Source organism: Deinococcus cellulosilyticus NBRC 106333 = KACC 11606, from assembly GCF_007990775.1.
Taxonomy (GTDB): Bacteria; Deinococcota; Deinococci; order Deinococcales; family Deinococcaceae; genus Deinococcus_C; species Deinococcus_C cellulosilyticus.
Genome location: NZ_BJXB01000014.1, coordinates 69,029 through 93,141, shown reverse-complemented (window position 1 = coordinate 93,141; position 24,113 = coordinate 69,029). Strand labels below are relative to the sequence as shown.

Below are 24,113 nucleotides of genomic sequence, written 5' to 3'. Positions count from 1 at the left end.
CCCCTACCCACAATCCACATTCTACTGTGAGGCCACCTGCATCACTTCATCCACCACATCCGCAAAATGTTGAATGTCCAGCTCACTCAAGGTGGGGTGCACCAGCAACATCAGAGACGTCTCACCCAGTTCACGGGCCACAGGCAGACGCCCCTCAGGGCCATATCCACTGTCTTTGAAAGCTTTTTCCAGATAAATTTCAGAACAGGAGCCTGAAAGACAGGGCACACCCCTGGCAGAAACCTCCTGCATGATGCGGTCTCTGGACCATCCTTCGTTGAGGCACTCAGGACGCACAAAAACATAATACTTGTAATATGCGTGCTGCACTTCTTCTGGCGGAAGGGTCAATCTGAAGGCGTCCCAGCGGCTGAGGCGTTGATTGAGGGCTGCTGCGTGCTGGCGGCGCTTCTCGATCCATCCTGGCAGTTTCTTCAGTTGCAGACGTCCAATTGCGGCCTGCACTTCCAGCATCCTCCAGTTGGTACCAAACGACTCATGCAGCCAGCGAAATCCTGGAGCGTGCTCCCGATGGTAGACCGCATCATAGGATTTGCCATGGTCCTTGTAAGCCCAGGCTTTCTTCCAGACTTCTGTGTCGTTGAGGGCCAGAAGTCCACCTTCTCCTCCAGTCGTGAGGATCTTGTCCTGACAGAAGGAGAAAGCACCGGCATGCCCCATGCTGCCCACGGGCTTGCCTTTGTAAAACGCCCCATGGGCCTGGGCGCAATCTTCAATGACCACCAGGTCATGCTCTGCCGCCAGGGCCAGGATGGGGTCCATGTCAGCAGGCCATCCGGCCAGATGAACCACGATGATGGCACGGGTTCTGGGGGTGATCAGGGGCCGAATGGTCTCTGCAGTGATGTTCTGAGAGATGGGGTCCACATCGGCCAGCACCGGAATGGCTCCTCGCATCACAGCAGCACTGGCTGATGCAATAAAAGTGCGGGGTGTGGTGATCACCTCATCTCCCTGACCAATTCCGAAAGCATAAAGGGCGAGTTCCAGAGCAAGGGTTCCATTGTGCAGGGCAATGGCGTGCTTGACACCCAGATGCTCCGCATATTCATCTTCAAATTTGCGGGCTTCCTGACCGGTCCAGTAGTTCACTTTCCCAGATTGCAACACCTGAGAAACAGCCTGGACTTCGTCTTCAGTAAAGTGGGGCCAAGATGGCAGGTGACTTAACAACACTCAGGACCTCCAACGCACCATGCAACCACCCCAGGAGAGTCCAACGCCAAATCCGACCAGCATGAGGTTCATGTCGTTTTGCAGTTGTCCAGTTTCCTTGGCATGGTGCAGGGTGATGGGAATGGTGGAAGAAACGGTGTTTCCACATTCCTCAAGATAAACGGCGAATTTTTCTGATGGAATGCCCAGTTTGTTTCTGAGGTGTTCCATCATGTACCGATTGGCCTGATGAAAGACAAACAAATCAATGTCTTCTAAGTTTTTGGCGGTACTGTTTAAAACTTTGGAAATGGTTTCAGGCACCACACGCAGGGTGAAATTGAATATCTCTGGGCCATCCATGAACAGGTCATAGCCGTTGCTTGACAGGTTTCGCTTCTGAGGGCTGAATTTTTCATCTGCAGAAGCCTGTCCCCTGAGTCCACCATTGGGCACAATCAAATTTTTGTAACCCGATCCATCAGAACCGTAGCGAAAATCCGAGAGGAACGGACTTTCTGCTTCTGTGCCACAGATCACGGTGGCTGAAGCAGCGTCTCCAAAAATGGTTCGCACAGATTTGTCCGCAGGATGGATGAACTTGCTGTAGGCTTCAGAAGTCAGCAGCAGGACATTGCTGGCCTGACCTGTCTCAATCAGGCTCTTGGCCAGCCCCAGACCATAGACGTATCCAGAGCAACCGAGGTTGAAATCCAGCGCACCAATGTCTGTCCGCAATCCCAGACGCTCTTGAACAATGCAAGCGGTGGTGGGCAGGAAATAATCCGGGCTCTGGGTGCACAGCAGAACATAATCAATCTTCTGGCGATCATACCGCTCAAACAGACGTTCCGCTGCCTGCACAGCCATGTCAGAAGCAAACTCATCCGGAGCTGCGATGTGTCGACGATCAATTCCGGTCTTGCTGGAGATCTTCTGAACACTCCACTCAGGAAATTCCTGGCTCAGTGCAGCATTGTCCAGCACTTTTTCAGGAAGGTAATATGCGATGTCGTGGATGTATGCGTAGGTTGGCATCTCAGGACCTTCTTGGAATTTTCTTGGCGGGAAACCCAAAAACCGCTGTACGGGCCTCAACGTTGCGAATCACCACACTGCCAGCCCCCACTTTGACGTCTTCAGCAATTTTGATGCCAGGAATCACTCGAACTCCTGTACCAAACTGACAGAAGCTGCCCACATGCACGCCACCTGTCAGGTCACAGTGGGGACTGAGAGTGACGAAATCTCCGATCTGGACGTCGTGTCCCAGCAATGAACCCACATTGAGGATCACAAATTGCCCAACAGTGATGTTGACGGTCAGCACGCTGTTGGGACAGACAATGCTGCCTTCACCCAGCACATTGTGCAGTCCAATGATGGCTGAACGGTGGACAAATGTGACAAACCGTCCTCCACGGGCTTTCAGTGTTTCCACCAGTTTTTGCCGAATAAATGGATTGCCGACGGCACAAAGGAGGACATCGTCTCGCCCCGGCTGGAACTCTTCTACCCCACCGATGACGGAAGGGTACTCTCCATAACCTTCGGTGGCCTTCAGGTTGTTGTCAACAAAAGCAATCTGTTTGATGTCATGCTGCTCAACAAATTCTGGAGTCTGCATCACCCAGGCATAGACTTCACGCCCAAAACCTCCAGCTCCAACAATCACCAATCTACTCATTGCGCAGTATACCCCCCATCTATCGTCAGAGTGGTCCCGGTCATCCAGCGGCTTTCCTGTGCGAGCAAGAAAGCCACAGCATGGGCCACATCTTCAGGTCTTCCAAGTCCCAGTGGATGCAAAGAGGCTATTTTTGCATACTGCTCATCGCCCACCTGCTTGCGCAACTGGTCTGTCATCTCTGTCTGCACAATTCCTGGAGCAACCGCATTGACCCGAATGCCCTCTGCTGCAAGTTCCAGAGCAAAGGAACGGATGGTGCTTTCCAGAGCGCCCTTGGTTCCTGCATATGTGGACACACCAGGTTGCCCCACTGTTCCCACCACAGAAGACAGGGCCACCACACTGGGCTCCCTCTTGGGAATGCGCTTGTTGCGAAAAGCTTTCACCAGGAACATGAAGGCAAAGACATTGGTGGTGTACAGTTTCTGTGTGTCCTCAGTGCTGAGAATCCGGATGGGTTGTGTGGCATGGAGACCTGCTGCGTGCACCAGTTTGTCCACACTTCCCATCTGTGCCACAATCTGTTGCATGAGCTCAGGCAACGCATCAAGCTGGCTCAGGTCCCAGGGGAAAAGCTGATGCCCCTCTCCTTCCATCTGGTGGAGCGTTCGTGCCAATTCCTCCTGGCGCCTCCCCACCAGAGCGACCCGGCAGCCCTGGCGGCTCAGTTCAAGCGCAATGGCCCGGCCCAGTCCTGAAGATGCTCCAGTCACCAGCACCACCTGTTCCCGCAAGCTGGTGTAGCTCATTTTTGTTTCCCTGTATGCTGTGAATTCAGCTTGCACAAGTCAACAATCTGGTGGTTTTCTCGTGCAGAGAGGTTTTGAGGGACTGCTTCAGCAATCCCTCTCCACTGCGTCTGTTCATTAAGAATCACTGCCGCTGTCAACTCCCCACTTTATCGCCCACCAGATTCAGCAAATCCTGCACGGTTTGGCTCTTTGAGAGCTGATTGGGGTCCAGTGTCATCCCAAATTTGTTGTCTACAGCAGCAATAAAACTCACATCGGCCAGGGAGTCCCAGCCCACAGATTGAAGGTCTGTGTCATCTTTAAGAGACCCGGGCTCGGTCTCCAAAATCTCTTCCAGCAGAGCAAAAAACTCGTTTTTGTTCATGTTACCTCCGTTTAACAAGTATAACAGAAAGCTTTCAAGCCCGACGGGCTGATGTCACAGCGTCAGGAACGTGGATCTGACGACTGGCTGCCCATAAATCGTGGCATGGTGGCTTCACCTGCAGCGCTGATGCCTTCACGTTTGAAGACTTTCTGAACGGTCATCAACAGGATCTTGAGGTCCAGCACAAAAGACCAGTGATCCACATACCAGACATCCAATTTGAACTTCTCCTCCCAGGAAATGGCATTGCGACCATTGACCTGTGCCCACCCTGTGACACCAGGCAACATTTCATGCCGTCGCCGCTGCTCTGGGGTATAAAGTGGCAAATAGTCCATCAGGAGTGGCCGGGGGCCCACCAGGCTCATTTCTCCCCTGAGGATGTTCCACAGCTCAGGCAGTTCATCCAGACTGGTCGCACGCAGGAGACGTCCAAATGGAGGAAGCCTCATGTGATCTGGCAACAATTGCCCCTGGGCATCCCGGGTGTTCAGCATGGTTCTGAATTTGTACATCCTGAAGGGTTTCCCCTTCAGGCCTGGCCGGACTTGAGAGAAAAAGATGGGGCTTCCAAGGTTCATTTTCACCAGAACAATCAGCAGCACAAAAACAGGCCACAGGAAAAACATGGCGGTCAAAACCACGATCACATCAAACAGTCTTTTGACTGGTGGCATTCGATGACCTCACCTCCTCAAACAGTTTTTTCAGCTCAAAGACCAGCTTGCGTCTATTGTGGTGCTGTTCCACATGGCTGATTCCACTTTTGCCCAGGTCAGGATCGTGATGAAGCCGTCGCTTCAGATCCACCAGACCATCAGCAAGCGCCTGGGGGTCTTCAGGTGCCACGGCCACTCCATTGCCCAGAGTTTCCACCACATTCCGCACTTCTCCTTGAACGTTGGTCAGCACGGGCAGACCCATGGACATGTAGTCAAAGAATTTGTTGGGGCTGATTCCGAAGCGGAACACAGGAGCATCTTTCAGGGTCAACAGCCCCACCTGAGCGGTCTGCAACAACACAGGTATGTCTTCTTTCTGAATGGCATCCCAGAAGTCCACATTGGTCAATTTCCTGGTTTGGGCTTCTTGCAGCAGGTTTGCTTTTTCCACCCCATTTCCCACCAGAATGAACAACACATCAGGATCTTTTTGTTGCAGCAGTTCTGCCGCCTGCAACACCGTTGACAGATCATTGGCCAGACCGTGTGCTCCGGCATACACCACCACAAACCTTCCTGCAGGGATGCGCTGCCGGATGTGGCCCGCAGATGATCTCTGAAACTTCACAAAATCAACGGAGTTGGGAACGTATGCGATTTTTTCCTCAGGAACCTGATAATTGCGGTTCAGAAATTCAATGTTGCTCTTGGCCAGCACAATGATCCTCTGGCTCTGGTGGTAAAGAAAGTGTGCAATGCGACGAATCAACTTCGCCTGCAGTCCTTCTTTGCCTGTCAGATCGGTCAGGGATTCTGGCCAGAGGTCTCGGACCTCCAGAATGAAGGGGATGCCACGGGCTTTTGCTGCCAACAATGTGGCCAGTGCGGCAAAAATCTGTGGGGTCGAACCAATAAAAATCGTTTCACGGGTGGTTTTGACAAACAACAGGTGGAGAAACAGAAAGAAAGCAAAACTGATCATGTTAAGGGCACGACGGCTGTCGTTTCCCCGATAAGGAGAGGAGTACACCCATGAAAATCGCACCCCTTGATGTGTGGTTTCCTTGACCGAAAGATCCGATGGGCGCTTTCGAACAAAGAATTCACGGGTGTTCAAGTCAAAATCAGAAGCAATAACATTCACAGGAACATCGAGTTCTTGCAGAATGACTGAAAATTCAAAGTGACGCGTCCCTCCTGCTCGTCCTGGCGGCAGGGCATACTGGTTGATCCAGTAAATCATGCTTGTCCTTTCGGTTGGAGTTGAAAGATCTTGATCAATTCTTGCATCACCTGATCAATTTCATACTCCTGAAACACTTTCTTCTGGCCTTGTGCTGCACGGGCATGCCGAACATCCGGGTGATGCACAGCAAAGTGTAAAGCATTTTTCAGGGCTTCGGCATCTCCTGTGTTCACAATCCAGCCCACTGTTTCATCCACCAGTTCATCCATGGCCCCCGCACGGGTCACCACCACAGGCATCTGGTGGGCCATGGCTTCCACCACAGCCACTGATATGCCTTCAATGAGACTGGGCAACACCACCATGTCCACCCAATGCTGCTGGTAGAGGGCCAGCAACTGGTCATGTGAGATGTACCCCAGGAAGCTGTAGCTTCCAACTGCCAGTTGCTCAGCGCATTGGGCCTGCAAAGTGTCTTTCAGTGGCCCATCTCCAGCAAAAGCTACACTGATTTCCAGGCCTGTCTTTTGAAGTTCAGCCAGGGCCTCGATCAGAAAGCGGTGCCCTTTCAGTTCGATGAGGGCTGCTGGGCACAACAGACGCACACCTGGCAATGACCGCATCATGGTCAGGGTCTCCTCTGCGATCACCACTGTGGTCTCTTTGGGTTGCAGGGGAACACCCATGTGGATCACCTGGCTGGTCGCAGCTGATGCCCCTTGCCGAACAGCAAGCCTGCGACCCGCTTCAGAGATGAAGCGTCCACGGATTGCATGTTTTGATTTCAAGGCAATCAAATTGTTTTCTTCAATGTCCCAGCGATGGGCTGTGAAACTCCAGGGAATGCCTGTGAGACGAGAAGCAATCATTGCAGCGGTGGCACTGGTGGAAAGCCAGTGGGCATGCAAATGGTCAATGTCCATGCGTCTGGCCTGATCTGCGATCCACAGGGCTTTGAAGAAAACAAAAAGATTCTTGGGCAGATGCCTGGGAGACTGGAAGAGTTCGGCAAAACACTTCACAACATGAAGGGGGCGGGCCAGAACCATCCGAAGGGCACTTTCCAGAACGGACCGGGAAAAATAGGGCTGGGCCAGGATCAGCCCTGTCATCTTTTTCAGTTGATCGTGTAGGATCACGCCACCTTTGATGTTCATGGGAACAATCCAGAGGTTGTGCTGATGGTGCAGGTGCTCAACTTCTGGAATGATGAACGATTCACTCTTACCAAAAGGGAACTGGGCGGTGACATAAAAAATCTTCATGCCAACCCCGACTTTATGGAGGTATTCTCTTTCCGACTGGACCAACCAGCTCTGGCATCTGGATATCCAATCATCCAACTGTGAATGGGCACAGCAACTTCTAGAATCAGCAGGCTGGATTTCTTGGAAACCGAGCAGTCCTCTATTGATGTTCGCAAAAAGAACTGTAGGTTCTTTTTGCTGAGCAACGCGAATGGACCGATCAGGACAGCCAGGTGACCTACACTTGTTTTTGAGTAGATCAATGGGAAGTCTGGACTTTTCTTAAAAACGACAATGGGGAAATATCGTTTCTTTTCACCTGTCCTGTCAGGAGGCGAACACTGAAATTCAGAAAGAGCCTTGTGATACACCTCACAGGGCTTTTCTGTTGTGATTACAGGGTTCTTGCTCCAGGGATGAGGATCAAACTGCCCTTTTCCAAAACGAATCTGGGATTTGCATTGGAACATTTGATCGTGACTTCGATGACCCACGTTATTTCACCGCAACAATACCCCGGGTATCCACGACCGGGACATCCAGCTGCACTGCTCGAAACTTGTCTTTAAAATCATTGTGATCCACCAGAATGACCACCAGATCCGACCTTTCCAGAGCTTCATCCAGACTGGAAAGTTGAACATTGCTCAGGCCCTCAAGCTCTGCAGGTAGAGCAGTCACATGGGGTTCCACAGCCAGCAGACGATGTGTCCCCAGGTGGGCCAGGCGTTCTGTTACCTGTACAGCAGGACTTTCACGCATGTCATCCACATTGGCTTTGTAAGCCAACCCCAGACATGCAATCGTGGCTCTTTCCACAGTCAATCCCTTCTGGCCAAGAGCATCTTTGACCTTCTGCACCACCCGGTCAGGCATGCTGTCGTTGATTTCACGGGCCTGACGAATGATGCGCGCCTGCTGAGGGGCTTGCGCCACAATAAACCAGGGGTCCACAGCGATGCAGTGCCCCCCTACCCCAGGACCTGGTCTCAGGATGTTGACCCTTGGGTGCAAGTTTGCCATGGCAATCACATCCCATACATTGACATTTAGTTCTTCGCAGACCATCGCCAGTTCATTGGCAAAGGCAATGTTCACATCTCTGAAGGAGTTTTCTGTCAATTTGGTCATTTCTGCTGTGCGTGCAGAAGTTTCAACCACTTTACCGGTGACGAAGAGACGGTAAAAGTCAGCCACTTTCTGAGTGGATTCTGCATCAATACCGCCAACAATGCGGTCATTTTCAATCAGCTCGCGCATGATTTGACCTGGCAATACCCTTTCAGGGCAATAAGCAATGAACAGACCACCTGTTTGCTTGAGATCAGGTCTGGCTTCATCAATCAGGGAAGCAATGTGTTCCGTGGTGCCCACTGGACTGGTGGATTCCAGAATGACCAGATTGCCCTCTCTGAGGAAAGGAGCAATGGCCAGAGTGGCTTTTTCCACATATGTGATGTCCGGCTGATGATCTCCTTTGAAGGGTGTGGGAACTGCAATGACAAAAACATCAGCTTCGACAGGTGACAACACCGCAGTAAGGTGACCACTTTCCACAACACGTTTGACCTGCCAATCCAAGTCAGGTTCCACTATGTGAATCTTGCCCTGATTTATGGTGTTTACCACTTCTTGCTTTACATCTACCCCCGTAACTGAAAAGCCTCTGGAGGCAATCAAAGTTGCAGTCGGGAGACCAATATAACCCATGCCGATTACACATACTCTTTTCACTTTCATCTCCTTATCACCTCACACTTAAAGACAGGAAGCAATCTTCCAGATCAACTTTTGCTTTCTGGGAATACCCTGTACATGCATTCAAGACCAGAACTAATTAACTCTGTAAGTTAAGGCCTCGCTTTGGGTAGTCACTGGCTTAGACAGAACTGCAGTCGACAAAGAAACCATTGTTGCAAAGATAAACCAATTAACTTCCTGGTACTCCATGTTTGCAGAAAGCCAGCTCATAAAGAGCACAACGTAGCAGGTCATAATATCAAAGTTTTTGTTTCTATTTCGACGAATCAGTATCAGAATATGAAGCCAAATTGACACAATCACAATAAATCCAATCACTCCAAGGTCAACCGCCGTTGCCAGAAAACCATTATGAGGAGCAATAGACTCACCATATGAAGCAATAATCGCTTCTCTAAAACTTCCTCCTCCATATCCATAAATCGGATTATCAACAAACAGCTGAATTCCCCCTCTCCAGATATCACCCCTGCCACTAAAATCTCCAGAGGTAATCTCATATCCTAATTCTTCAAACCTTTGAAAATCAAACACGTCGAATCGATAATTATTTAAATAGAACAGCGAAGTCAAACCGCCGACAATCATTACAGATATCAGCAACAATCTATTCAGAAGATTTTTTGATTCTCTAAGAAGTCCTAATAGCACAAAGGCAACCACCACCATTTCCGCAATGAATCCGCCACGAGATCCCGTGGTTACCACACCAATCAACAGAATCAACAAGCCAACATAGGGAATAATTTTATTAATGAAAATATGATCTCTAACAAAACGATTTTTATACATCACCAAAAACGCACTGGTAAAAACCATATAATATGCCACACCATTGGGATTAAATCCCTCAATAAACACCCTTCCACCCATCTGATTTCCGGATACATAGGATTGAAATTGCAAAAACGCAAGCGCGAACCCACCCACAATAAAACCGAGCATGCCATATTGGATAAATCCTTTTAACCTAAAAATGTTTACCAGCATTATATAAAGGAAAGCCACAGCCAGATAAATACCCAAGAAAGTTAAGGTAAATTGAGGCGAAATACTCCAAAAATACGATATACCATACAGAAACAACCAGATCACCAGGACAATCCCAATGTTTCCCAATTTTATACTTTGTCGAAGGTAGACCATTCGAAACAAGATCACGACAATGAGTAACAATCCCAAGACCTTTGTGGCCGTACCTACTTCTGGAATAATAAGTCTGTTCTGTAGAGGAATACTGAACGCGAATAAGAACAGTAATATCTTTGTTAACCAGGAATGGCTTCTGATACTAATCATTTAGCACCTCCAAATATCTTTTGGTGTTTGGGCCAATTCCATATTTGTCATACATATATGCAAATCGTTCTTTCAGAACAGGTGGCTCTTTGGACATGGACTCCAGGATTTGATCTGCAAGCAATTGAGGACTACCAATGGGGACCAGTCCACCAAGGCGGCCATCTTCCAGGATTTCTCTGGGTCCGCTTGGACAGTCTGTGCTCACAACCTTGCTGCCATAAGCCAGTGCCTGAATCAGGACTCCTGGCAAACCTTCCCACTTTGAACTTAAGACAAACACTTCTGCACCCCTAAAATATGGAATAGGGTTCGACACGAATCCTGGCATCTCAATGTCTTGCTTACATCCCAAACTTTCAGCCAACTGAAGGTACTCATCTTTGAGTGCACCTTTGCCTAACAGAACCAACTTGCAGTCCCGATGCTTTCTCACTTCCGAAAAAGCCATAATCAATGTATTAAAATCCTTTTGTGGAGCAAATCTTCCAACACCCAGAATGTAGGGTTTATCTACTTTTATAGGTGCAATTGCCTCCAAATCTTCAATATGATCCAACAAAGGATTGTTGATTGTTTTTATTTTATGTTTCTTAACATGAAAGTTCTGTTCTAAATCCAGCCTCACTCCCTCAGAAACCGCAATCAAGGAATCCGCTCTAGGATAAAGTATGCCAACCAGCTTATCAACAATCTTTGCCTTTGCTCCAGCAGAAGCATTTCCATACACACTTAGCGTATTGGCTTCACGAAGAACAATCTTTGTTCTTTGACCAATGATCTTTAGCATCAGACCCACCACTACAGCCAGAAGATTTGCCAGTGTTCTTGTGGCCAACACATAATCCGGCTTAATTTCTCTGAGTTTGGCAAACAATGGGAAAACAGCGAATCGACTTCTGGTATTCAAATTTATAATTTGCACAGTATTTTTAATCAGATCTTTATAACTATCGTCGCCTGCTTCAAATACGATCACCCATACTTTGTAATTTTTATGGTTGTTTGCAATCTCATTCGCCAGATTGATAAATATTCGTTCTGCCCCTCCACCTGAGAGGTCAGGGATCAGCATGACAACTTTCTTCACCTCTTACCCCCTTGAGCTATCTCTAGCAACTTATGACCCAGAACAACGGGATCGTGAACTTCTTTCAAAGTCTCCAGGCAGTTCTTTGAGAATTGCTGGACTTTCTCTGGATCAGAAAGTAAAGCCTCAAGGCATCTCGTCAGATCCTCTGGATCATTCTTCTTCATCCAATATCCGGTTTTTTCAGGCTCTACATAAAATCGAGTGCCGTTGTCATCAGAGCAAATGACTGGACAACCAAAAGCCATCGCTTCCAATTGAGAGACCGAGGCAGACTCGTTTGCACTTGGAAGCACAAAAAGATCCGCTTCTTCATAAAGTTCATGCATCTTAACAAATGGAATATTTGTTAATACACTAACATGCTTTTGTAAGCCAAGCTGATCAATCATCCTGCAGATGGATTGCATATATTGTTCATGCTCTTTGCTAGAGACTTCTCCGACCAGTTTTACATGGAAAGCGTATTGTTCCTTTAGGCCGGATATTGCCTGCAAAAGCAAGTGGTGATTCTTTCGTTGCTCAAATTTTCCAACACACAGAATCTGTTTGACAGATTGCCTCGGACTATCGTTTTTTACTTCCATAGCAAAAGGGAAATAGTACATCTTATCGTGCTTCTTCCGACCTTTTGTATCACCCAGAACTGGAGTAATCCACACTGCCCGAAACACAGAGATCAGGCCATCAATGATCTTCTGATTCTTCCTGGAATATTGTTTTTCAAACAGGTTACCCTGGGTATAGAAAATGATTTTAGACCTTCTCATTAAACTTAAACAGGAGACAATGATGCCAAACATCGAAAGAGGTGGGCGAATCACGGAAATACCGGGAGCAATTGAAGCGATTTCCTTCCTGAGCTTTCTGATGCTGGGAAATCCGAAATATAAAGTAGAATTAAATTCACTCATTTTTAATAAGCGACAACCAACTTTGATAAGCATCCTGGAGAGCCTGGAAACTCCAAGAACCCTCGGGGTGATTTCCTGATAACTTTCAGTTTTTCCCGCATATATTGAAACAACATCAACAGTTACCCCAACCGCCTTCAATCCTTTGATCCAGGGGATCATATTGGTATGATACCTGGGCACAAAAAACACCAGTCTTTGCTTGGAAAAACTCATACTGCCCTTGGCCCCTTTCTGACCTGAAACAGGAAAAATAAAGATCCCGCAGAAATAACAGCGAAGAACAGCAGTGATTTTCCTATGGTTTCGAATCCAGTTAAATCAACAAGAATGTATAATAAGTGCACAAAAACGATTACCATCAAACTCTTCAACAAAGCACCCGTATAGCTCTTTAAGCTTATTCCAAGAAAACGATTGACTTCAATCTGCAGAGCTGCATGATACAGAACAGCAGACAGCGTAAGAGCAATCGCAATACCCATCAAATTCCACCCTTTGAACGCTATAAGCATTACAATAGAGGTAACCCCGAAAAGCGCTTGATACGCACTTCGTTTGACCCAATCACCATTAGATTTGATAATGGTTTCATTGATTCTGAAAAATATTCTAAAAATAAGCCCATAGAACAGTATGCTTAGCGGCATCACTATTTCTTGCCATTTTGGACCCAGCAATATATCAACAAGCAAATCACCGTTCAGAGCCAGAATACAAGAAATTGCAGAAAAAGCAGGAACTGCAATTCCTACAAGTTTTAGGTACATCGTTTTCTGGTCGATCAAACTCCTATTGGCGAACTTGGGGAAAAGCACATAAGCAATACTGGAACCAAGAGTCTTGGCTGGAGATACATAAAGTTGATTGATTCTGTTGTAATATCCCAGCGTTTTTATCCCAAACAACCACTGGATAATAAAAACTGGCGCTATATCTATGGCGTTCCCCGCAATATTATTTATTGCAAAGCCATAGCTTTTTTTGAATACTGCAGAGATATACTTCAATCTTGCCCAGGAAGTAGATCTGTATTGTTTGCCGAGGAATGTAAAAAGCAAACCTCTAGTGATCTGGTGCACCAGGAGGGGTAAAAAGACTGCCAGATAGTTTTTAGAGTAAAAAGCCAGAGATATTCCAATTATCCCAAAAGAAAAAATCAAACTGCCAATATCAATCAGTGCGATCTTCTTGAATTTCATGTTTTTGATGTTCAAAGACTCATCAACCATAGACCAGCCTTTGACACATAAAGCCATTGCCGTCAGCAAGATGAGAGGTAAATCCTGACTTACCTCAATATATCCCTTTCGATCAATAAACCAGGCACTGATCAGCACAGAGCTGATCAGTGCCATTGCACCATAAACCAAAACAGATGCCAGCCGATAAGTTTCCATCTTGAATCTGGAGACTTTTCTGATCAAGATGAAACTGGTCGACATACCAAAATCCGCAATCAGACCTATGATTCCGAAAGCAGCGATAAACAATGCTGCCACACCATAATCCTCTGGCTTCACCAATCTTGCAACAATGCTGGTGAAGCCAATCTGCAGAATGGTGCTCAGAATCACAGAGCCGAAGCGCCAAAACCCACTCTTCATACTGGAGTCCGGGTCAACCAATCATGGAAACTCCTGAGGCCATCGTCGATGGAGACCTGAGGAGAGAATTGGAGCTTCTGGTTGGCCAGCTGCACATTGGCCCAGGTCTGTGGCACATCCCCTGGTTGGTCAGGCAGGCGGTTGATCTTCACTTCTTGACCTGCGATTTCACCAATCTTCTGGATCAGGTCGGAGAGGGTCACTGTTTCATTGTTGCCCAGGTTGAAGATGGCATAGTCGGTGTCCTGATACGCCATGGCACCACGAATGCCTGCCACAATATCGTCAATGAAGGTGTAATCCCGTCGGGTGCTGCCATCTCCAAACACATCAATGGCTTCACCTTTCAGAACCTTCTTGAAGAACTTGTGAATGGCCAGATCAGGACGCTGTCGGGGGCCATACACTGTAAAGAAGCGCAGGCCAATGAAGCGGATGCCGTAAAGGTGACTGTAAACGTGGCCCAGCAATTCACCACTGACCTTGGTGCTGGCATAAGGACTGATGGGCAAGAGCACATGGTCGTCTTCATTCCAGGGAACATTGGGGTTCACGCCATATACACTGCTGCTGCTGGCAAAAACAAATTGTTTGACACCCAGTTTCTTGGCCAGTTCCAGCAGGTTTTGCGTCCCCCGGACGTTGGTTTCCTGGTAAGCAATGGGGTCCTGAATGCTGGGGCGCACCCCTGCCTTGGCGGCCAGATGCACAATCACATCGTACTGGTCGGTCAGGGCATCCTCCAGGCCTGCAGCATCTCGAATGTCCAGCTCCAGCAGCCTGAAATTTGGATGTTTGAGCTGCTGGCGAACATTGTCCCTCTTGATTTTGGGATCATAGAAAGGTTCAAAGTTGTCAATGGTGGTGACTTTCCAGCCTTCCTGCAACAGGCGGTCCACCAGATGGCTGCCAATGAAGCCCGCCCCACCTGTCACCAGCGCGTGTTTCATCTGCCCACCCCAATGTAATTCACGTTGCCATCAAAATCATAGTGGGACAGGATGTTGCGGGCATCCACAATCACCGGGGTTTTCATGTGTTTCACCAGATCGTTCCACGGCAGGTGCTTGTATTCAGGCCAGTCGGTGGCAATCAGGATGGCATCGGCCTCTTTCATGCTTTCTTCCACATCCTCGCACCACTTGATGTCCATGTCGGCCAGCATGTTGCGGGCATTCTCAATGGCAATGGGGTCATGGCCGCGCACGTGTACCCCACGCTCCAGCAGCACCTGCATCAGTTCCATGCCGGGGGAATCCCGCACATCGTCGGTGCCAGGCTTGAACGCCATGCCCAGCACAGTGATGGTGCGGCCCCGCAGCACTTTGAGGGCAGATTGCAGTTTTTCCAGCACCAGCACACGCTGGCGGGCATTCACTTCACGGCTGGCATGAATGATGGGGAGGGTGTAGCCATATTCTCCAGCGATGGCTTGCAGGGCCTGGGTGTCCTTGGGGAAACAGCTTCCCCCCCAGCCCAGGCCGGCTTGCAGGAATTTGGGGCCGATGCGGGAGTCCAGCCCCATGCCACGGGCCACTTCCAGCACGTCTGCACCCACTTTCTCGCAGAGTCCGGCCACCTCGTTGATGAAACTGATCTTGACAGCCAGGAACGCATTGGCAGCGTATTTGATCATTTCTGCACTGGTGGGGTCGGTGGTGATCAGGGGAGGCAGCGGAAAGCTGGCTGGACGGGGCAGAAATGAAGGCGCATCGAAAGTCTGCTCCAGGAGGGGCTGGTACATCTTGCGCAGGGTGCTGATGGCCTGGTCCTTCTCCGATCCGATCACTATGCGGTCCGGGTACAGGGTGTCATGCAAGGCCATCCCTTCACGCAGGAACTCTGGGTTGGAAGCAAAAGTGACCCGGGTAACCACGCCACGTTCTGCCAGGACTTTTTCGATCACAGAAGCCACACGGCGGTTGCTGCCGATGGGCACAGTGGATTTCACGACCACCACATAATCGCGGTCTGCTTTGAGCACACTGGCAATGTCCCGGGCAGCAGCTTCCACAAAGCGGGTGTCTGCTTCACCGTTTTGCTTGGGAGGTGTACCCACGGCTATGATGATCACATCGGCTTCGGCTGCAGGTTCATAATCAGGGGTCACAGTGATTTTGGATCTGGCCGTGGTCAGCAGTTCCTGAAGGCCTTTTTCATGGATGGGGCTCTGGTATTTGCTGAGCAGTTCAATTTTCCTGGGGTCTTTGTCAATGGCGATGATGTGGTGTCCCAGGTAAGCCAGGGCCACACCTGTCGTCAGTCCCACGTATCCTGTACCAACCACTGCAACGGTCATCTGTGATGCGCTCATGTTTTTTTCTCCTGTATGTTTTGAAGGCAATCGAACGAAGGGCTTCCAGCAGGTGGAAATAAAGGCAATTCAATTCTTGTGTTGCAGCAATTTCTCCTTGCGCAACACGGCCCATTCCAGAGCATGGGCAATGCCTTCTTGGAGGGTCCGCTGTGGGCTCCACTGCAAGTCTGTGCTGGCCCGCTGGCTGATGGTGTATGTTCCTGCTGAATCACCAGGGCGGGGGGGCGCTGCTTCATGGGCAAGAGGCAAACCAGTCACCTCTTCAAAAGCCTGGACCAGCTCATATACGGTCACACCCTGACCTGTTCCGATGTTGTAGACCGCATGGTGGGTGGGGGTACGGGACAAAATGTTGTCAAAAAGTTCCACGGCCTGAACATGGGCCAGGGCCAGATCCCACACATGAATGTAATCCCGGATGCCTGACCCATCACGTGTGGGCCATTGTGTTCCCGTCACGTAAAAGGTCTGGTGGCTCTGATATGCCTCAATGATTTTGCCCAGAGCATGAGAGGGCCGTTCAAGCTGCAACCCGGTTCTCAACTGAGGATCTGCACCAATGGGATTGAAGTAACGCAAAACGATGGATTGCAACTGGTAAGCAACGGCAAAATCCTGAAGGATCATTTCGACCATTTGCTTGGTGCGGGCATAAGGACTGAGCGGCTGGAGAGGGGCATTTTCATCGACTTCCACCGCAGAGGTGCTGTCATAGATTGAGGCCGAAGAGCTGTAAATGATTTTGTGACATCCCAGATCCAACAAATGACGGAACAAATGGAGAGATTTCTCGACATTTTCCACGTAGTACTCGTAAGGTTGTCTGACAGAGTCAGGAACAACAATCAGAGCAGCGCAATGGATCACCGAATCAATGTCTGGATGCGCATCAAAAATGCTTCGCAGAAGCTGTTGATCGGCAATGTCTCCCTGATAGAAGATCCGATCAACAGTAAACTCCTTCCGTCCGGTGACCAGGTTGTCCAGGATGACTGGCGTGTGTCCCGCATCCAGCAAGGCGGAGCATATCGTGCTTCCGATAAACCCAGCCCCTCCTGTAACCAGCACTTTAAGCTTGGTCATCTACTCTCCTTTGTTTTTCATCCAGTCACGGCCTGAGCTTCGACCACCACTGAAACACCTTCATATATGTACCATATCTTCCGGTTTTCTCTGCCAATTCGCGCACATCTGGTTCATAAAAAAGCTTCATCAAACCTTATTTTTTGCGTCCCACTGTATAGACATGCCACAACAGGAGGGGACCGCAACCCTGGCTGGCGGTCCCCTCCTGTTGTGACTGAACTTTACTTCACTGCACCATCAAGGCCCCTGAGGAAGAGCTTCTGGGCCGAGAGGAAAACAATCAGGATCGGAACCATCATGATCACGGCACCTGCAGCAATGTTGAAAGGGTCAAAGTTGTACTGGCCTTTGAGCTTCAAAACTGCAATGGACATGGGCTCCAGGTTCTGGGCACCAAGCAGGGCAATCTTGGGCCACACGTAGGCATTCCAGGTGTTGACCAGGGTGAAAATGCCCAGAGCGGTCATGGCTGGCATGGAGAGGGGAATCATGATGCGCCAGAGGATCTGGGTTTCGGTCGCTCCATCGATGCGGGCTGCTTCAAGCAGGGCCTGGGGAATGGAGAGGTAGGATTGCCTGAGCAGGAAGATGCCAAATCCGGTGGCAATGGTGGGCAGCACCACGGACCAGTACGTTCCCAGGCCCTGGCACACGTAAGGGGCAACTGAAGAAGGCGCAAAGCAGTTGTTGCCACCGATCACGGGGAGGTTGGCCAGGTTCTTGAGGGTCATGGTGTTGACGATGAAGGCGGTTTCGGTGGGCAGCACCAGGGTGGCAATGATCGCCCCGAAAAGGATGTTGCGTCCAGGGAAATCCATGCGGGCCAGAGGATAAGCAGCCAGAGCAGAAACAATCAGGGTTCCAACGACAGTGAACAGGCTGATCACCACAGAGTTCCAGAACGGCTGGGCAATCTTGAGCTGGGTGAAAACCTCAATGAAGTTGGCAATGGTGATCTGCCTGGGCATCAGACTTCCAGGGAAGTCATAAATGCTGACGCCACCTGTGGCACTCTTGTCTGTGAAAGAGATGGCGAGGGTCCAGAGGAAGGGAAAGACAGCAAAAACCAGAACCAGGACAAGGAAAGCGTAAATCAGGATGGTGTTCAGGAGTTTCTTGCTTTTTGCCCTTGCAACGGCACGTTTGTGCTCGTCTTGCACGATTCGATCCTGGGTCACGCTCATGCCCTTTCCTCCCCTTCTCTGTTCAGGCGGAACTGCACAATGGACAGTCCGATGCCAATCACGGCGATGATCAGGCCAGCAGCGGAAGCCATGCCGTAGTCAAAGTTGAAGCCGTCAAAGGCTTTCTGGTACACGTACATCAAGGCGGTGTAGGTGCTGTTGAGGGGCCCGCCACCGGGCGTCAGGGCCACCACTTCATCCAGCACACGGATGGCTGCGAAGGTGGAAAGCAGGCTGCACAGCAGCAGGGTGGGGCGCATCATGGGGACAATCACAAGCCAGAAGGTCTGGAATGGAGTTGCACCATCCAGGTAGGCGGCCTCCTCAACCTCTTCGGGAACGGCCTGCAGACCGCCCATGTAAAGCACCATGTAGTAGCCGAAGCCGCGCCAGAAGGTGACGAGCATCAGGGCCCAGATGGCGGTGTGTTCATTGTTGAGCCAGCCAAAAGCGGAATTTGAGTTTATGATGTGCAGGCCCTGCAAAACCCAGTTGAGGGTTCCCTCTTTCTGAAAAATCCAGTCCCACATCACGGCTGCCGTGGCAATGGAGGTGATGACCGGAACATAATAGGCTGCACGGAAAAAAGCCATGAAGGGCAGTTTGCGGTTCACAGCCACGGCAATCGCCAGGGCTGCAATCTGCAGGGCAGGCACAATGGCAATGTACTTGATGGAGTTCCACAGGCCCTTGAGGAAAAGTTCGTCCTGAAAAAGCGCGATGAAGTTCTGCACCCCGATGAACCTTGGGGCCTCGCCAGCAGCAAATTGCGCAGCCTTGTACTCGGTGAACCCGAGGTAACTTCCGTAAATCACCGGGTAGAAGGTGAAGACAGCCAGCAGAATCAGGGCCGGTGCGAGAAACGCGTAGGCAATCAGGGCTGTGCGGGTTTTGTTTTGCATGGGACTTCTCCTGGTTGCTGGGGGTGTACTTTTATGTTACACCTGCTGTTTCGGTCAAAGAGGACCAAAAGCGTTGCCGCTTTTGATCCTCTGTTTCACGCAGCTCTAGGTGGGTCCGGGTGAACTTCACCCGGCCGAAAGCTTATTTGTTGACGTTGGCGTTCCAGAAGGTTGCGGCGTCGTCGAGGGCCTGCTTGGGGGTCTTCTTGCCGAGGAAGGCGGCTTCGAGGTTGTCGACGAGGTTCTTGTAGAGCACGCTGGAGTTCTTGGGAGGGTTGAAGCCGGGGTCGATGTAGCGTCCGCTGGCTCCGACCATTCCGCTGGCCTGGATGATGGGATCGTTGGACTCCTGCTTGAAGAAGGGGTCTTTTTCAGCACCTTTGGAGGTGGGAACGATGGCCACGATCTTGGCGAATTTCATCTGGTTGACGTTGTTGCTGAGGAACTCGGCGAACATGGCGGCTTCTTTCTTGTGCTTGGAAGCTGCGGGAATCACGAGGTCCATGCCACCACCGGTGGAACGACCGGACTTGCCGAGGGGGGCTTCTGCCACCCTGGTCTTGCCGTACAGGTCCTTGTTGGCGTCTTTGATGCGGGTGAGGGACTGGGGTCCACCGACGATGGTGGCCAGTTTGCCCTGGTTGTACAGCTCCATGCTGAGCTGGAAGGCTTCTTTGCGCAGCATGTCTTCGGGGAAGTAGCCGGCTTTGTACATGTCGACGTACTTCTTCAGCAGGGCGACGTGCTTGCTGCTGGTGAACTGGGCCTTGCCGGTCTTCTCGTCGTAGATGGGGAGGCCATCGGCGTAGAAGAAGCCGTGCCACAGGGGTGCACCGCTGGCGTCGATGAAGTTGGGAATCCAGCCGTACTGACCGGTGCGGTCCTTGACGCGCTTGGCGAAGGCCAGCAGCTGGTCGTTGGTCTTGGGCAGGGTCTTCTCGCTGTATCCGGCTTTCTTGACCAGATCAGAGTTGTAGACCATCACGCCTTCGTTCAGCCAGCCGTACCAGGGGTAGCCATAAGGCTTGCCGTTCACGGTGAAGTTGTTGAGGGGGTTGTCCCAGAACTGGCCTTTCAGTTCGCTCATGGGGGTGAGGGTGCTGATGTCGGTCAGGAAGCCGTTCTGGGCAGCGGAGAAGGTGTCAGGGATGTTGAGGTTGACCACATCGGGGGCTTTGCCCAGGTTGATGGAGGCAATCAGGTCCTGCACCATGGTGTCTTGCTTGTCGAACCATTTGACGGTGATGTTGGGGTTCTTGGCCTCAAAGTCCTTGATGGTGTCTTTGAGGTAGTTGTCGAATTTGGGGCTCAGGTACCAGCTCCAGAATTCAATTTCAACCTTCTGCTGAGCAAAACCGAGTCCCATACCGAGTGCGGCGCTGACCATTAACGCTTTTTTGAGCATGTCTTTCCTCCCCTTGACTCTTGCGGTCTGCAAGATCTCACGACACAACGACCACCCAGGATGTGGGTTGCAATGCAGATGGTTTGTGTGGCCGAAGCCGTGCTTGATGTATACCAATTTAATACCAATTGCGGCAGATTTCAAGCCCCTGTCCTAAACTGGTATTATTGAGGTATTACTAGATGGAGGAGATCACCCCATGAGCCGATTCCAACAGCGCGCCGGTCAACACATGATCGTGGACATCCCAGGCCCCACCCTGGACCCAGACACCCGAGCTTTCCTGCAGAAATACCGTTTCAAAGGGATATGCCTGTTCAGACGCAACGTAGAGTCCCCTGAACAGCTCAGGACCCTGATGGCAGACCTGCGAGAAGTGCTGGGCGAAGAAGCCCTGATTGCCATTGACCAGGAAGGAGGAGCGGTGATTCGCATTCTGGACACCCCTCAGGCCCCTTCTGCCATGGCCCTTGGTGCAACCGCCAACCCCGAACTCAGCAGACAGGTCGGGGCTGCAGTGGGAAGAGGCCTTCGTTCTTACGGCATCAACTGGAACTACGCCCCTTCCCTGGATGTCAACGTCAATCCTTTCAACCCCATGATCGGAGACCGCAGTTTCGGCAGTGATCCTGAATCTGTGGCCCTGCACGGGGTCAACTGGGCACTCGGACTGGAAGAGGCCGGAGTGATGGCGAGCGTCAAACACTTCCCCGGACACGGGGACACCCACATCGACACCCACCTGGCCCTGCCCACCGTGAACAAACCCATCGAAGAACTGCTGAAAACCGAATTGCATCCCTTCAAGAAAGCTGCAGAGGCAGGGGTGGGTTCCATGATGACCGCCCACATCATCTTCCCTGCTCTGGACAGTGAAAATCCTGCAACGCTTTCCAGAAACATCCTCACTGGCCTGCTCAGGGACAGCTGGGGTTATGCGGGCCTCATTGTCACTGATGCCATGGACATGCACGCCATCAGCAGGCAATACGAAGGCGGGCAGGCTGCCATCAAGGCCCTGAATGCCGGAGCAGACCTGATCCTGTGCGTAAACGACCTGAAGCTGCAGGAAAAACAGGTGGAGGCCATCGCCAGAGCCATTGAAGAGGGCGTCCTCTCAGAAGACCTGCTCTCCCGCAGTGAAGAAAAACTGGCCCATTTCAGTGCGCGCTTTCCCTGCACCCCTCTTCCCTACCCTGAAGAAGCGCGTCAGGCCGATGAAGAATTGATGCTGACCGCCTCCAGACAGGCCCTCACCGAATACCACATAGAAGAACTTCCAGCACCAGACACACGAATCCTCCTGCTGGCCCCAGACAAACTCTCTGTGGGTGGAGCCTACGAGGACACCCTCTCTCCTGAACATTTGCAAGAACGCCTGCAGGAGGTGTACTCCGAAGTCAAACTGCTGACCTACACCCAGCAGGACCCCCTCAAAGCCCTCCCTGAACTCTTTGCTGCCTTGCAGGATGCCCACCATGTGGTCCTGGGAGGTCTGGCCCGTGAGCTTTTCAATGAACAGGAACTGCAGCTCATCTCTGAGATCCAGTCCCAGGGGGTCCCCATCTTGCATCTGGCCCTGTGGAACCCCTATCAGGTGATGCAACTGGACCTCCCTGCCCTGATCACTTACGGATTCCGGCACAATGCCCTGCAGGCCCTCACCGAAACGCTTCAAGGCAAGAGCCCTGCTGGAAAACTGCCTGTTCAGTTCTGAAGCTCCACAGAAACAGGCCCCAAAAAGGGGCCTGCTGATCACTTTTTGTTCTTCGGAGCTGCAACCGGAGGCGCAGGAGAAAGCGGTTCGGTGATGCGGGTCGGATAGAACACCAGATTCACGGGCAGGTTCGATCCACTTGCAGGAATGAACTCCAGACGCTTCACAGAACCCCGGCTGAAGAGGATCGGGTAATTGGAGCGGGTCAGCACCCCTGACTCTGGCAGCGCAATGGGCAATTCATCCACGTGAAGGGCCCCTTTGTAAACCCCTCCGCGCGGAGCCAGGGCACCCACCGCATGATCGGGCAAACCCACCAGATTGATGCGGTACAAGAGGCCGTAATTGCCTTTGAGCACCACAGTGTTCAGGGTGGTGGCATCAATGCCGATCAGGTTCTGGTCCACTTTCTCATCCCCGAGCACCATACGGGCAGGGAGGGTGGTGATGTTCGCCTGCAATTCACGGACTGCACTGAGGAAAGTGCCCCTCTGGTGTTTGCCGTCTCCACGAAGCACGGTGAGGGTCTGGGGGTCATCCCCCTCCTGCAGCATGAAGATGCTCACCTGGGTTCGGGTGGTGAATTCGGCATCCAGCATGACATTCACCCCACCCCCTGGGGGCAGGACAGGTGAAGAATACAGAGTGGTCCATGTTCCGGTGGGCAAGCGCAGCAGGTTGGTCTGGCCTCCAGAATAGAAATCCAGCAGCGTTCCCTGCCCCAGTGTGGTTTCCACCCGGGTGGGGGCAGTCTCGCCCAGCCGTTCCACCCTGGCCTGTCCTTCATTGATGGAGATGTTCTTGACCTGAATGAAAAGCCTTGCAGGGCGGGCAGAAGCATTCATGTGATACGCCAGAATTCGCAGCTTGCCACTCACATCATCCCGGTACAGGATGCCACTGGTGTCTACGCTTTCCGGGGAATCGCTGAACATCAGGGTGCGTTCCTCACCGGGAATGGCCTGCAAGAGCACCAGCGGATAGGTCAGGATGGCATCATCTTTGAAGGTGGTTCCCAGCGCCTGGTTCTTCAGGGCAAAAGAAAGCGGGCTCTCCTGCACCTCATCGGTGATCTGGATGGTGCGGGTGTAGGTGGCAGAGGACCTGCCTTTTTCATTGATGACCTGCAGGGTGATGGTTTGCGGGCCTGTCACAAAAAACGCGTCCTGCTTATTGGTCCAGCGCCGGCTCACCAGGGGCAGGCCTTCTGGATCAAAGGAATAATCCAGGTAATTGACCTTCTCTCCGATGGCATAACTGGATTTGGTGGTCAGGAAGCGGGCCTGGGGCAACGCGGCATCAATGTTGCGCGGCAGGTTGGTGGTGAGGGTGAGGGTGCGGCCTTCTTCAGAGAAGATCAGGCTGGCCCCAAGGGCATCTGCCAGCAGTCTGGCATTGATGTACAGCACCTTATCCACCATCGTAAGGGACTGTGGATCGATAGGGTTCCCCCTCAGGGTTCCTGTGTTGTCCCTGGGGCGGTACAGCAGGTCCCCGATCTTGACGGTGGTTTCATCTGGACCGATCAGGGAAAGGCCGAGTTTGCTGGCCACCGTGCGCACAGGCAGCATGGTCCGCCCACCAATGATGCGGGCAGAGAGGTCCAGTTCTGTGGGGTTTCCATTGAGAAAAGCCTGTTTCTCGCCCACCGTGAGCACAAGCTGCTGGGCTCCCAGTTGAAAAGCAGCACTGGCAGCAGAGAAAAAGAGAATGAGCAGGGTCAGTAAAAAACGCACCCAAGTAGTGTAGCA

21 protein-coding genes are annotated in these 24,113 nt (G+C 51.2%); 1 reads left to right on the top strand and 20 read right to left on the bottom strand.

Annotated elements, in window-relative coordinates:
* Nucleotides 1–21: 21 nt before the first annotated feature.
* From DC3_RS15875 to DC3_RS15785, 19 genes are all read right to left on the bottom strand, one after another.
* Nucleotides 22–1,197, bottom strand: coding sequence for a DegT/DnrJ/EryC1/StrS family aminotransferase (locus tag DC3_RS15875; protein ID WP_146885985.1), 1,176 nt, complete (start codon nt 1,195–1,197; stop codon nt 22–24).
* Entirely contained in the window at nt 1,198–2,214 is a 1,017-nt protein-coding gene (locus tag DC3_RS15870; RefSeq protein WP_146885983.1) for a 3-oxoacyl-ACP synthase III family protein, read from the bottom strand.
* 1 nt (nt 2,215) lies between these two features.
* Complete coding sequence (locus tag DC3_RS15865; RefSeq protein WP_146885981.1) at nt 2,216–2,863, bottom strand: acetyltransferase; 648 nt, start codon at nt 2,861–2,863, stop codon at nt 2,216–2,218.
* Nucleotides 2,860–3,615, bottom strand: coding sequence for an SDR family NAD(P)-dependent oxidoreductase (locus tag DC3_RS15860; protein WP_146885979.1), 756 nt, complete (start codon nt 3,613–3,615; stop codon nt 2,860–2,862). The genes DC3_RS15865 and DC3_RS15860 overlap by 4 nt, the downstream gene beginning before the upstream one ends.
* A 136-nt stretch (nt 3,616–3,751) precedes the next feature.
* On the bottom strand, nt 3,752–3,982 hold the full coding sequence (locus DC3_RS15855) for an acyl carrier protein (protein ID WP_146885977.1): 231 nt from the start codon (nt 3,980–3,982) through the stop codon (nt 3,752–3,754).
* A 62-nt stretch (nt 3,983–4,044) separates the two neighbouring features.
* Complete coding sequence (locus DC3_RS15850) at nt 4,045–4,662, bottom strand: sugar transferase (protein ID WP_146885976.1); 618 nt, start codon at nt 4,660–4,662, stop codon at nt 4,045–4,047.
* Complete coding sequence (locus tag DC3_RS15845) at nt 4,637–5,890, bottom strand: glycosyltransferase family 4 protein (RefSeq protein ID WP_146885974.1); 1,254 nt, start codon at nt 5,888–5,890, stop codon at nt 4,637–4,639. Before DC3_RS15845 ends, DC3_RS15850 begins: the two co-directional genes overlap by 26 nt.
* Nucleotides 5,887–7,098: a glycosyltransferase gene (locus DC3_RS15840; protein ID WP_146885972.1), complete on the bottom strand. Its 1,212-nt coding sequence runs from the start codon at nt 7,096–7,098 to the stop codon at nt 5,887–5,889. Before DC3_RS15840 ends, DC3_RS15845 begins: the two co-directional genes overlap by 4 nt.
* Nucleotides 7,099–7,575: 477 nt before the next feature.
* Nucleotides 7,576–8,820, bottom strand: coding sequence for a UDP-N-acetyl-D-mannosamine dehydrogenase (wecC, locus tag DC3_RS15835; protein ID WP_186816072.1), 1,245 nt, complete (start codon nt 8,818–8,820; stop codon nt 7,576–7,578).
* Between the two features lie 93 nt (nt 8,821–8,913).
* Nucleotides 8,914–10,140 carry an O-antigen ligase family protein gene (locus DC3_RS15830; protein ID WP_146885970.1) on the bottom strand — a complete coding sequence of 409 codons (1,227 nt, stop codon included), beginning with the start codon at nt 10,138–10,140 and terminating at the stop codon, nt 8,914–8,916.
* Complete coding sequence (locus tag DC3_RS15825) at nt 10,133–11,230, bottom strand: glycosyltransferase (protein WP_146885968.1); 1,098 nt, start codon at nt 11,228–11,230, stop codon at nt 10,133–10,135. The genes DC3_RS15830 and DC3_RS15825 overlap by 8 nt, the downstream gene beginning before the upstream one ends.
* A complete protein-coding gene (locus DC3_RS15820) occupies nt 11,227–12,306 on the bottom strand; it encodes a glycosyltransferase family 4 protein (protein ID WP_186816071.1) in 1,080 nt (359 codons plus the stop codon). Before DC3_RS15820 ends, DC3_RS15825 begins: the two co-directional genes overlap by 4 nt.
* 50 nt (nt 12,307–12,356) lie before the next feature.
* Nucleotides 12,357–13,772, bottom strand: coding sequence for an oligosaccharide flippase family protein (locus DC3_RS15815; protein WP_146885964.1), 1,416 nt, complete (start codon nt 13,770–13,772; stop codon nt 12,357–12,359).
* The gene (locus tag DC3_RS15810; RefSeq protein ID WP_146885962.1) at nt 13,748–14,701 is read right to left on the bottom strand and encodes an NAD-dependent epimerase/dehydratase family protein; all 954 of its coding nucleotides are present in this window, start codon (nt 14,699–14,701) and stop codon (nt 13,748–13,750) included. Before DC3_RS15810 ends, DC3_RS15815 begins: the two co-directional genes overlap by 25 nt.
* Entirely contained in the window at nt 14,698–16,065 is a 1,368-nt protein-coding gene (locus DC3_RS15805; RefSeq protein ID WP_222594780.1) for a UDP-glucose dehydrogenase family protein, read from the bottom strand. The genes DC3_RS15810 and DC3_RS15805 overlap by 4 nt, the downstream gene beginning before the upstream one ends.
* 69 nt (nt 16,066–16,134) lie before the next feature.
* The gene (gene galE, locus DC3_RS15800; protein WP_146885960.1) at nt 16,135–17,151 is read right to left on the bottom strand and encodes a UDP-glucose 4-epimerase GalE; all 1,017 of its coding nucleotides are present in this window, start codon (nt 17,149–17,151) and stop codon (nt 16,135–16,137) included.
* Between the two features lie 224 nt (nt 17,152–17,375).
* Nucleotides 17,376–18,338: a carbohydrate ABC transporter permease gene (locus tag DC3_RS15795; protein WP_146885958.1), complete on the bottom strand. Its 963-nt coding sequence runs from the start codon at nt 18,336–18,338 to the stop codon at nt 17,376–17,378.
* Entirely contained in the window at nt 18,335–19,240 is a 906-nt protein-coding gene (locus DC3_RS15790) for a carbohydrate ABC transporter permease (RefSeq protein ID WP_146885956.1), read from the bottom strand. Before DC3_RS15790 ends, DC3_RS15795 begins: the two co-directional genes overlap by 4 nt.
* A 142-nt stretch (nt 19,241–19,382) precedes the next feature.
* Nucleotides 19,383–20,645, bottom strand: a complete 1,263-nt coding sequence (locus DC3_RS15785) for an ABC transporter substrate-binding protein (protein WP_146885954.1) — start codon at nt 20,643–20,645, stop codon at nt 19,383–19,385.
* A 199-nt stretch (nt 20,646–20,844) separates the two neighbouring features.
* Here DC3_RS15785 and nagZ point away from each other — a divergent pair, with 199 nt between their 5' ends.
* Nucleotides 20,845–22,362 (top strand): beta-N-acetylhexosaminidase, encoded by a 1,518-nt coding sequence (gene nagZ / locus DC3_RS15780; RefSeq protein WP_222594779.1) that lies wholly within the window; start codon nt 20,845–20,847, stop codon nt 22,360–22,362.
* 38 nt (nt 22,363–22,400) lie between these two features.
* Here nagZ and DC3_RS15775 read toward each other — a convergent pair whose 3' ends face one another.
* On the bottom strand, nt 22,401–24,098 hold the full coding sequence (locus tag DC3_RS15775) for a stalk domain-containing protein (protein WP_186816070.1): 1,698 nt from the start codon (nt 24,096–24,098) through the stop codon (nt 22,401–22,403).
* Nucleotides 24,099–24,113: the final 15 nt, after the last annotated feature.